Source organism: Methanomethylovorans sp. (genome assembly GCF_050177135.1).
Classification (GTDB): domain Archaea; phylum Halobacteriota; class Methanosarcinia; order Methanosarcinales; family Methanosarcinaceae; genus Methanomethylovorans.
The window spans coordinates 1-10,873 of the sequence record NZ_JBFXHJ010000076.1; the positions used below are offsets into that span (position 1 = coordinate 1).

Annotated in this window: 11 protein-coding genes, 1 tRNA gene and 1 pseudogene; 5 read left to right on the forward strand and 8 right to left on the reverse strand. The window is 44.2% G+C overall.

What is annotated here, in order from left to right; translation table 11 throughout:
• From porA to dusB, 4 genes and pseudogenes are all read right to left on the reverse strand, one after another.
• A pseudogene (porA, locus tag AB7U21_RS07340) lies at positions 1–639 on the reverse strand (pyruvate ferredoxin oxidoreductase); the annotation flags it as partial.
• Positions 639–899, reverse strand: a complete 261-nt coding sequence (porD, locus tag AB7U21_RS07345) for a pyruvate synthase subunit PorD (RefSeq protein WP_428387994.1) — start codon at positions 897–899, stop codon at positions 639–641. The pseudogene porA and the gene porD, both read right to left, overlap by 1 nt.
• Positions 896–1,444: a pyruvate ferredoxin oxidoreductase subunit gamma gene (locus tag AB7U21_RS07350; protein ID WP_428387996.1), complete on the reverse strand. Its 549-nt coding sequence runs from the start codon at positions 1,442–1,444 to the stop codon at positions 896–898. Before AB7U21_RS07350 ends, porD begins: the two co-directional genes overlap by 4 nt.
• A gap of 205 nt (positions 1,445–1,649) precedes the next feature.
• On the reverse strand, positions 1,650–2,639 hold the full coding sequence (gene dusB / locus AB7U21_RS07355) for a tRNA dihydrouridine synthase DusB (RefSeq protein WP_428387998.1): 990 nt from the start codon (positions 2,637–2,639) through the stop codon (positions 1,650–1,652).
• 229 nt (positions 2,640–2,868) lie between these two features.
• Here dusB and AB7U21_RS07360 point away from each other — a divergent pair, with 229 nt between their 5' ends.
• The 3 genes from AB7U21_RS07360 to AB7U21_RS07370 are packed head-to-tail and all read left to right on the forward strand — an operon-like array spanning position 2,869 to position 4,637.
• Entirely contained in the window at positions 2,869–3,405 is a 537-nt protein-coding gene (locus AB7U21_RS07360; protein WP_428388000.1) for a dephospho-CoA kinase, read from the forward strand.
• 3 nt (positions 3,406–3,408) lie between these two features.
• Positions 3,409–3,867, forward strand: coding sequence for an RNA-binding domain-containing protein (locus AB7U21_RS07365; protein WP_428388002.1), 459 nt, complete (start codon positions 3,409–3,411; stop codon positions 3,865–3,867).
• Positions 3,864–4,637, forward strand: a complete 774-nt coding sequence (locus AB7U21_RS07370; protein WP_428388004.1) for a sugar phosphate isomerase/epimerase family protein — start codon at positions 3,864–3,866, stop codon at positions 4,635–4,637. Before AB7U21_RS07365 ends, AB7U21_RS07370 begins: the two co-directional genes overlap by 4 nt.
• A gap of 26 nt (positions 4,638–4,663) precedes the next feature.
• On the opposite strand, the gene AB7U21_RS07375 is transcribed toward AB7U21_RS07370, so the two are convergent.
• From AB7U21_RS07375 to AB7U21_RS07390, 4 genes are all read right to left on the reverse strand, one after another.
• Positions 4,664–4,834 carry a ribbon-helix-helix domain-containing protein gene (locus AB7U21_RS07375; RefSeq protein ID WP_428388006.1) on the reverse strand — a complete coding sequence of 57 codons (171 nt, stop codon included), beginning with the start codon at positions 4,832–4,834 and terminating at the stop codon, positions 4,664–4,666.
• Positions 4,835–4,944: 110 nt separating this feature from the next.
• Positions 4,945–5,021: transfer RNA gene (locus AB7U21_RS07380), tRNA-Lys, on the reverse strand.
• Between the two features lie 113 nt (positions 5,022–5,134).
• Complete coding sequence (locus AB7U21_RS07385; protein WP_428388008.1) at positions 5,135–6,961, reverse strand: ATP-binding protein; 1,827 nt, start codon at positions 6,959–6,961, stop codon at positions 5,135–5,137.
• Positions 6,948–8,231 (reverse strand): DNA double-strand break repair nuclease NurA, encoded by a 1,284-nt coding sequence (locus AB7U21_RS07390; RefSeq protein ID WP_428388010.1) that lies wholly within the window; start codon positions 8,229–8,231, stop codon positions 6,948–6,950. The genes AB7U21_RS07385 and AB7U21_RS07390 overlap by 14 nt, the downstream gene beginning before the upstream one ends.
• 264 nt (positions 8,232–8,495) lie before the next feature.
• On the opposite strand from AB7U21_RS07390, the gene AB7U21_RS07395 reads away from it, so the two are divergent.
• Together AB7U21_RS07395 and AB7U21_RS07400 are read left to right on the forward strand one after the other, a co-directional pair.
• Positions 8,496–10,412 (forward strand): sodium:solute symporter family protein, encoded by a 1,917-nt coding sequence (locus AB7U21_RS07395; RefSeq protein ID WP_428388012.1) that lies wholly within the window; start codon positions 8,496–8,498, stop codon positions 10,410–10,412.
• 91 nt (positions 10,413–10,503) lie between these two features.
• Complete coding sequence (locus AB7U21_RS07400) at positions 10,504–10,824, forward strand: hypothetical protein (protein ID WP_428388014.1); 321 nt, start codon at positions 10,504–10,506, stop codon at positions 10,822–10,824.
• Positions 10,825–10,873: the final 49 nt, after the last annotated feature.

The following is a 10,873-nucleotide window of genomic DNA, read 5'->3' on the forward strand; positions in this document are numbered from 1 at the left end:
TTTCTTTGGGTCCAGTATATTAAGAGGCTCATATGTAGGTAAATATTCATCAGTAAGTTCCTGTTCCAGCAGTACCACAGGTTCGTATACATGGGACAGGATAAAACCATCCATACACACCATAGCAGGCATAAGAACTTCTTTGTCCTCTGCAATTTTGAATGCCTGTGCGGTCATGTCAGCTGCTTCCTGTAGATCCTCTGCATACAACTGTATCCAGCCGGTATCTCTCTGAGATATTGCATCCTGATGATCGTTCCAGATGTTGATGGGTGCGCTCACAGCTCTGTTCACCACGGTCATGACTATGGGAAGTCTCATACCGGACACGTTGAAAAGCACTTCATGCATCAACTCAAGACCTTGGGACGTTGTAGCTGAGTAGCATCTTGCCCCCACGGCTGAGGAGCCCACAAGTGCAGAAAGCGCCGAGAACTCCGATTCTACGTTGATATACTCACAATTTGAGATCTCCCCGTCAGCAATGAACTGCGAAAGTCCTTCCACAATATGGGTTTGTGGAGTGATCGGGTAAGCAGATATAACATTGGGCCTGCATATTTTTACAGCATGTGCCACAGCATAGGACCCTTCTACGACGACCATCTTTTCCATTTCAAGTTTTCCCTTGGTTGTCATTATTTCTCCTCCAGTACCATGCCTATAGCACTCTTTGGACATTCGTTGGCGCATACGCCGCATCCTTTGCAATAATCATAGTCGAACTGGAAATATCCGTCTTCTCTGGGCAACACGGCCATATCAGGGCACAACAGTTCGCACAGTTTGCATTTGATACATTTATCATAGTCATAGACAGGTTTGAAGGTCCTCCAGCCACCTGTCTTGTTGGCCAATGTGGTGGCAGGCTCACAGATGCCACCGAGCGTTATCTTCATACGTTTGCCTCCTTCATCATGTCGTATGCCTGTTGGATGGCTTCAGCATTCCGATCTCCCACTTTCCCGGGGAATCTTTCCTTTACAGCTTCCTTGATAGATTCAGGCCTTATGTTGCCTGTGGCTCCGGCAAAGGCTCCAAGCAGCACTGTATTGACTATTGGCCTGCCAATGATATCCAGTGCAACCTTTGTGGCGTTGACGGTTACAACTTTGGCCTTGGTGTCGAGCTTGAACTTTGAGGGATCAAAGTCACTGTTTATAAGTATCATACCATCTTCCTTCAGTCCACCTGCCACATCCACTACTTCTATAAGGGTAGGGTCCTGCACAATAACGTAGTCAGGTTCATATATCTGGCTTCTGAGTCTGATAGGTGTGTCACTGATCCTTGTGAATGCCTGTACAGGTGCTCCTCTTCTTTCCACCCCGAAAGCTGGGAATGCCTGGCTGAATTTACCATCAGCAAATGCTGCAACTGCTAGAAGCTCGGCAGCAGTGACCGAACCTTGGCCTCCCCGGCCGTGTATTCGTATCTCTTTCATCTGGATTCTCCACAACATTAGAACAATATATGATCGGCACAACTTTGTTTCTTGCTGTTTGTTTTTTGAATATCCTGGCCGAACAATGGACAGTTATAACCTGCATTTATTCACAATTGCGTATAAATGCAATGTTTAATTGTGTAGGTTATGAACTGTCTGATAGTTATAAAGCCTTTCGGTTTGAACCGAATAAAAAACTGTATCAGTTACCATGGAAATCATTATTTGTAGCCATGTCAGGCGATTGTGCACACAGGCTTTCCATAAGCTGAACTATCGTTTTTATTTCTCGTGTGCCGGAGATACCCTGACGTACATGCCTCCCGCCTTTTATGCCCCGTGTGAACCATTGGGCATGCATTCTTATATCTACATATTCTTCAAGCCCATACAACTCCAGCAATCTCACATACTCTTTAAAATCCTCAAGTCTTTGAGTACATTCGTTAGTAGGTAGTTGTTCTCCTGTACGCAGAAAGTGAGAAATCTCCCTAAAAACATGTGGATTGCCCATGGAAGCTCTGCCTACCATCAAGGCATCACATCCTGTATATTCAATTACGTGCTTTGCAGAACACCCATCAAAGATATCACCATTTGCTATCACAGGAATTGAAAGCTCATTTTTGATCTTTCTGGCATATTCGTGTTCAGCTTTCCCTGCATATTGCTGAGCTTGTGTTCTCCCATGAACTGTAATGGCACTAGCTCCTGCTTCTTCTATCGTCCTGGCAATATCAAGTATTTTTTTCATGTCATGCAGCACTCTTATTTTAGCAGTTACTGGCACCTCTACTTTTTTACATACAGTAGATACTATCTCTCTTATCTTTTCAGGAAAATACAGTAGTGCTGAACCAGATCCATCTTTTACAAGCACATTAGCAGGGCATCCAAAATTGAGGTCGATAATATCAGGAGAATATCTTTCCTCTATAATCACTGATGCATTGGCGATTGTAGCTGCAGAGTTACCAAACAGCTGAATGGCAAAAGGTTTCTCTTCCTCTGAACTAAGACCACGGTCTGCTGTTCTTATATTGCCATGAATTACAGCATCTGCACTGATCATCTCAGAGTATGTGAGTGAAGCACCGTGTTTTTTACAGAGCATTCTGAAAGCTGGATTGGTTACATCTGCCATGGGTGCCAGAAACAAATACCCATCGATCTTTATATTTCCTATTTTCATTTTTCAGGCTGCTCCAAAAAATAGTCTTTTGATCCGCTATGCTCAGTATAATATAAAAAGAATGCTCACAGAAAGAAAACTGTAAGATCCATTTACCATCTTAATAGGTGGTCAATATCTTTCATAGCCTTTTCCCAAAGGCATTTTATTTAGAATGTATATTATTTATAACATCAATGAATGTGTGATTCACATTCCATAAAGTTCAATAAATAACAGCAGGTTGTGTATGACGAAAATCTTAGCTTTTGTAGGGATGCCAGCTTCGGGTAAATCAGTGGCAGCATCGATCCTAGGAGAGTCAGGTATCAAGGTCGTCAATATGGGTGATGTGATACGTGAAGAGATTGTACGCAGAGGTCTTGAGCCCACCGATACTAATGTAGGTGGTGTCGGGACCGACTTGCGTAACAAAGAGGGTAAAGATGCAGTAGCAAGACGTTGTATACCAAAGATACGAGAAGCAGATTCTGATCTCCTTGTTGTCGACGGTGTGCGCAGCCTTGCGGAGGTAAATTGTTTCAAGCAGGCATTTGGTTCTGATTTTACTTTGGTGGCCATAGATGCCCCACTCGAAATAAGGTTCTCAAGAGTGCAGGCCAGAAAAAGAAGTGATGACATGAAGGACATCGATGCCTTGCGTGTCAGGGATGACCGTGAGCTTGGCTGGGGCATGGGTGAAGCTATAGCTGCTGCTGACCTTGTTATAGAGAACGCAGGAACGCTTGATGATTTCAGGAAAAAAGTGCTTGATATGGTGGATTGATCCATGATAAAGGTGCAAGTTTCAGCCAGAGTGAATCCTACTGAAACCGAGGAGAAGGTAAGGACTGCGGTTCAAAGCATCTTCCCCCTGGCAGATCTTAGTTACAGTAAGTATGATGATACCGGATTATGTGGCATGTCAGAAGGAACTACTGATCTCGAAGGACTCCGTCATCTTCATCAACTGCTGCGGGAAGAAGAAATTATAGACACTGCACGTACTCAGTTTGAGATCGGCATAAGTGAAGATACACCATCTACCTCTTTCAGGATAAGCAAATTTGTGGCTTTTGTGGGCCGTCTTAATTTCCCGGCGGACGAAGAACCCCTGGGCTCGATACACGTAACAATAAGTGCAAATTCATCTTTTGAGCTTCACAGGCTTATAGAATGGCTTACCCCTCCCACTGAAAAGGGTAAGATCCTTTTCGAACCGGATATAGAGGATGTGGAAAGTACATGAAAGTAAGGAATCTGAGCTTTTCCTCCAGAGTAGATACAGGACATTCTTTTATCTGGGTCTACCAGCTTGAAGATATGGGATATACCGGTTGGGAGATAGTACAGGAAGGTTTCCAGACCCTGCATAACGGAAATCTCGGTAAGGTCCGTGAGATCCGGGATACGACAGATCTGAAGATCACAATGCACCTACCCTTTTCAGATATGAACCTGGCAGGTCTTAACGATGGGATACGCAATGAAGCATTAAGGCAGATGCATCGTTGCCTTGAACTTGGAAATGAGATCGTGGAGCTGGCGGTGGTGCATCCCGGTTACCTCTCTCCTTACGGTTCTCAGTTCCCTGAAAGGGCCTGGCAGACCCATATAGGGTCCATCCAGGATGTATGTGACACAGCTGCAGATTACGGCATCACGATAGCTGTGGAGAACATGCCGGAAATGCCCAAGATATTCGGGAAATACCCCGATGAGATGCTCAGGACCCTTGAAGAAGTGAACAGGGACAATGTGGGTATGACCCTGGATGTGGGCCATGCCAACACTGCAGGGGCTGTAGATGAGTTCCTTGAAAAGTGCAAGGAACATATCCTGCACATGCACATACACGACAATCATGGAAGATCAGATGAACACCTACCTCTGGGAAGGGGAACAGTGCAGTGGAAAAAGGTCATGGAAAGCCTTAAGGGCTACAATGGAAGGCTTGTAACTGAAATGGCGAGCCTGGAAGAAGGTGCTGAATGCATTGAATATATTAAGAGCATCTGAATGCAACGATGCTTTCTTTGTTTTTCTTATTCCTTCACCCTTCCATGCCTTTTGTCTATCTCGTCCATCATGTCCAGCATCTTGCGGATCGCTGTCCTGATGGCATCTGACTGGTTTACGAATTTCTTCTTGTCCCCTACGTGTTTGTTCAGGTCGTCCAGTAACTCCTGAGGGATCTCCACGCTTACTTTTGGCATTCGGTTCACCTTTTGAATAAAGAAAGTTCACAGGATCCATATATTTTAAGTTTCTCACTCTGAGATCATAAAAAACTAACAGAACAAAAATTATAAGAAGTAAAAGAGATTGGCGAGCCGGAAGGGAGTTGAACCCCTGGCCTACGGATTAAGAGTCCGTCGCTCTGCCTGGCTAAGCTACCGGCCCATCTTGTTTACTGATGTGATGCCTCCATACGTATTTGCTCAATATATACATTTCGGTTTGAATGTATTATCTGATCTATTAGCAGGGGAAAATAATTATCGATAGTGAAGAGTTTATATATGCTTCACTACGCAGTCCTGCAATCCCATTATTTCGACCATGTCGCTATTGTCTGGACTGTGCACTATCATCTGTCCTTTTTTCAGGTATGGAATACGCTTTTCATACTCCTTTTTAACCTTCAGTGCCCCGATAGCAGCATCATTTGTCAAGTTAAGTATGATGCGTGTGTTGACCTGTTTGAACACTGTGTCATCAATGTCCTGAGGATCCTGGGTGATAAGGAACAGTCCTAATCCTTCTTTCCTTCCCTGCCTTGCGGCTTCTGCGAACTTGGACACTATCCTCCTGCTGTGCTCGCCTGAGGTGCTGGCAAGATACCTGTGGGCTTCATCAAGAGCCAGGATAATGGGAGTTTCCTTAACGGCAGTTTCTCCAGGTGTGTTAAGCTTAGAACTTAACTTATTATCCACTATTATCGTCATCAAAGTGAGGGTTATCAGATCCCGTATACGTGTGTTGCTGATGTATTCAGTAGGGAACACGCTCACATGTCCAGGTTTTATTATCTCTTCCAACATCTGGTCTATGGGTCTTGCAGGCTGGTCGAACACCCTTCTAAGAGCCTTGTCCCTTACTCTGCGGACTATGCCATCATAGGAAGCTTCGTGTATCTTACCACTTTCTACATAATTGTCTCTTGTAAGATCGTCGCTGATATGGTCCAAAAAGCGATCATATGTGTGATCTCCAGCCATTTTGAAGAAATCATCCAGAAGCAATTCCACACCCTGGTATTGGAGTTCCGTCATGCCTACCGGCGCCATGAGCCAGGAATTATTCTTCACCATCTCGAAAGGTATGGTAAATTCCATTTGTTGTGCTCTAGAGCGGCCATTATATGACTGACCATCCACCTTTGCCACCAAGGTGCGGGTATTGGCACATCCTCCAAAATACACTTTCTCAGACCTGAAACTGAACTCAGCATCTGCTGTAAGTTCAGGATTATCCTCTAACATCTGGGAATACTCATCCTGCGGGTCAAGTATCACAAGGCAGGGGTTTTTTCTGGCACCTGTTCCCCTCACATTGTAGCGGTTCTCTTGTGCCATGAACTGTCTTAGGACATTCTTTGTAAGGAATGTTTTACCTGTTCCTGTGCTGCCACATACCAGCATGTGCCTGAACACAAGAGGATCACCCATAGAATAGTCATTACGCAGGTAATATGGTACATTAGGAGGTACCGCATGGGTCTTTACCACCTCGCCCCCTACGCTCAGATGCCCCAGGAAGATGCCTTCTCTGGGAATGTTAAGCCCTGTCTGGATCTTAAGCTTATCTTTAACGGGCAATATGGAGGTGTTGGGTCGGGGTATGCGGTCGCTCATACGCCGGGCCAATGATCCATTGCCTTTAGAATAAAGGATACATATCGGGTCCAGGTAAGCCAGGAACTTGTAATCTACTTCATCTGTAGTGTTGGACCTTAGCATCCTGCGAGAGTGTATCTCCGTGGCATCATCTACTGCATACTCCTGTTTGTACTGCATTTTCCATATACGGGCAAACAGATCCTCTTCACCGTAGGGTACGATCACATACGTTCCAAGCCGTACATTTCCTCTTTTTTCCGTGTTGATGTATCCTGTAATAGTTGCTCCTGATTCAGTTATCTCCAGAGGCTCTATACCTGTGGTTATGATACCAAATGCTTCTTCTGTATCGTCTTTTGTATAAGGATAACTCTCTTCAGGGACCTCATATTCTTCGAAGCTGAACTTCTCCTCAATAGTTGTTTCCCCAGTTTCGGCAACATTTCTACTGTCTGTTTTCCCTGAAGAAACATAGGCAAGTATATCTTTATCCATTCTCATCGTATTCGCCCCATCTTGTCTCGTTGTAGCTGGTATCTACCCGGGAGTACCTGAACCTGTCGACAATTTGTTTCCTTTCCGATACCTGTATCTTTGCAATGGAGTCTGCTTTCTTCAGTGTGTTCGGTATCTCGCTTACTGCGATATCATACAGCACCTTCCTTGTAATGATATCCCTTATCCTTTCGTCCCGGGTAAGTCCGTATGGAGCTTCTATCTTAAATAGCAGGTTCTTTGAAGGGACGTATACCACAAAAAACGTTAGTGAATAGTATTCACGTGGATGCTTTGCCCTTAGTTTCTCTTTGACCAAAGGCGATGTGGTTCCAAGTATCCTTTCGTAGAACTGATTGGGCTGCATGAACCAGTTAGTGTAAGTTATGTACCGATTGCTTATGCTTTTTTCTTCCCTGTCCCACGGGAGAGAAAGCAGGTTTTTGAAGAACTGTGCATCCATTACCCAGGGTAGGTCTTTAATGCCTTCTTTCCTTAGGGTCTGCATGATCTGCATGTCCTCGGGATTCTTTACAAAACCAATATAAGGAAATTTTTTGTCAATGTGATGTTCCACGATTTTTATATAGTTTTGAAGGATGCGTTCTGTATGAGGATCGTAAAGCAGGTTTACATCCTCTGATCCCACTACCATCCAGTACATGAGATGCTTTGGATAGATAGGTCCGTCCATAATAAAAAATCCCCGGGGGTCAAGTTCATCCTGCAACCACAGGATGTGTTCTGATTCAGAGAGGTACAGGGCTATGTCATGTACTATCCTGTCGATGCGTTTGCTCAGAAGGCCTGGTGCTATGCGAATGATCTGGCAACGGCTCGCTCCGTGATCAACTATCTCCCAATTGTCAGTGATGTCGATATTTACACTATAACTGGGGGTATAAGTGGCAGCAACTATTGTCCTCCTGTTGTGGAGTTCCAGGTCAGTAGGTGTTGAGGCCATGGCACAATGACAGAAATCCACGTAAAGGCCATTATCAAAGGACCTTGTGGTTGTGCTCCCGCTGTCGCATGAATAGGTAACAGGAAAAGGATCCTGGCTCAGAGCCATCTTCTCTATGCTTACTCTTCCTCTTTTTAACCTTCCGATGGACTTGAGCACTACCTGTCCATTGTGTTTCAACTCCTTGAGTCTTTCTAATATATCTATTACACTGCCGGTTTCATCTTTTTCCATCTTTTCCGGTTTCAGGCATCTGTCAATACGATCTGCAAGTTCGGATATGGCTTTTATGTGGACCGGTTCAAGGGTCATGCAACATAATTGACACTGATGAGAGATATATATTGGGTCAGGATAGTACAGAGCTTTATTTCCCGGAATCTAAAAATTTGATCGTTAGTCTCATGTTAAATCAACTAAACTTGCTTTCTTGTAAAGAGGATTTTTTTGAAAGATTTAAATACAACCCCAGAGAAAATGTCTACAATCACTCTATAACTCAATTAAGAAGTTATTACATATTAGAAAAATCGGAAAGATAAATCAATTATAATAGATTAAAGCGAGGTAGTAATTATGAATTCATATGGTTTGTTTATGGTGTTGCTTGCAGCCTATATCCTAATACTGGTGGCTATCGGCTGGAAATTCACTAAGAGGCAGAAATCTGTCACGGATTTCTGGCTTGCAGGACGCAGGATCAACTTCATTGGAATTGGTTTTTCTGCAGCAGCATCTTGGATGACCGCTGGCGGCATTCTTGCGGTTATTGGTCTTTACATGCTGCTGGGCATGGGTTCTATATGGAGTTTCGTGGCGCCTAACATCCTTGCCTTGTTATTGATAGCATTGTTGGTGGGTAAGATCAAACATCTTCCAGCCATCACTCAGCCAGAGCTGCTTGAGCAAAGATACAGCAGTTCTATAAGAGGTCCTGTGGCTCTTATTATCACTGTTGTGATGATCCTTTTTGCAGTGGCAGATATCAAAGGTTTTGCCATGGTCCTTGAGATCTTCTTTGGTTTTCCCCCGATATACGCAGCAGCTATTGTTGCATTGGCCGTTTCTGTATATGTGACACTTGGAGGGCTTTCTGCTGTTATATGGACCGATGTGATACAGTTCCTTTTCCTTGCAGGTTTCGCTCTCGCGATGGTCTTTGCCGTCACTGGTTCGGCTACTTCTGCCGATGCATCTTCGGTCATGACCGTTTCAGAACTGCTCTCGGATGTACCGGAAGGATGGTGGAACCCGTTCAGCATTGGTATAATTGCAGTAATGATATTCATCTTTGCTATCATCCCCGGCTGGATCACAGAACAGGATCCCTGGCAAAGGGTTTGGGCTGCAAAGGATGAAAGATCGGCAAGGAACGGTATGATCCTGGGCTCATTCCTTATCTTCCTGGTGTTCGGTGTGGCCTGTACAATCATTGCTATTGGGTTGAACCATGTGTACCCCGACATTCCGGCATCTTTCGCAGAGATAGGGATGGGTGCAATGGCCCAGGCAGAACCTGCACTGCTTGTTTATATCTTTGAGCATTTCTCTCCTCTTCTTATAGGTCTGGCAGGTGTAGGTCTGGCAGCTGCTGCAATGTCCTCAACAGATACTTTTGCAACTTCCGGTGGTTCATGTCTCTCCCGTGACATTTATCAGAGGTACATTAAGCCCGATGCAACTATGAAGGAGATGCTCGCTATCAACAGGGTGAGCGTACTAATAGTAGTTGCAGGTGCTACCATTGGCTCCTTCTACATTGATGGTATTCTTGATGCCATCCACATAGCCACTTTCATTGCCAGTGCTGCATATTTCTTCCCCATGATGGGAGGGCTTTACTGGAAAAGAGCTACAAAGGAAGGTGCACTTGCCGGCCTGATAGTGGGCTTTGTTGCTCAGGTAGCTCTTACTATTATCGATCTGGCTAATACCCCAGCCTTTGCCCCAGCTTATCTGGATTCCATACATCCAGTGCTCTCTAATCATGGTGTTATAGCTGGTATGACCCTCAGTGGCATAGCTTTCTTTGGTGTTTCCCTGGCTACGAAACCATCGGAAACAGTTAATCTTGCTCCCTTCTTCAAGGACGCTGCCATGAAGCTTGAAGAAAAGATCGTTGTGGATCAGGCAGATCCGGAGTACAAGAAGATGTTAAAGGTCATGACAGAAGAAATAACTGGAGACCGTGCTCATTTATATCTTATTCTGGAAGCTTCTGCTACGGTCAATTGGAACAAATTCGTCAAGGATATCACGGGGAAGCATCATGAATGGGTTACTCCTTCAGGTTTTGATTCAGTATACAGGCTGACAAAATCCGATATGCTAGCATGTGTTAGTGTTACTCGCGGGCAGACTGAAAAAGAGATCTGGTTTGAATCTGAACCTCGGGTAAAAGACATTGATCTGCATCGCAAGGAAATGTTCGTATCATTCAATGAAGTTTCAGAGACCTTGAAGGAAATGGGTATAATGCTCACCCTTTCCTGATCTTTTTTAATTAGCACCTATTTTTATATTGCTCTCTAAATTTATAGTTAAGTTTTTTAATCTATGAAGTGTACACTATAATGGTGATAGAGTGGAGGAGCACATTAAGCATCCCATTTCCGAATTAGAGGTAGACGAAAAGGATAGGGACCGAATAAGGAAGATAATGGAAGATTTCGAAAAACTTTCTCCCTCGGAAAAGCTGGATGTTGTACAATTACAGAACATTATGCTTGAAACAGTAGCAAGGCACAATGAAAAGTACGGTATACCCCGACGCACCATACAGGTCGAACGGCCTTTAAGTGAGATCGTTGCTCACATGTCCAAGGTTTCCATTGATTACTCACAGAAATGTGTAGATTATTATGTTGAGCATGTTGCTAAGAAGGGAAAATTAAGACAGGACTGAATTCATTGCATTCATTAAAACCCGGTCTCTTCTACTTTTTTGTCCCAAA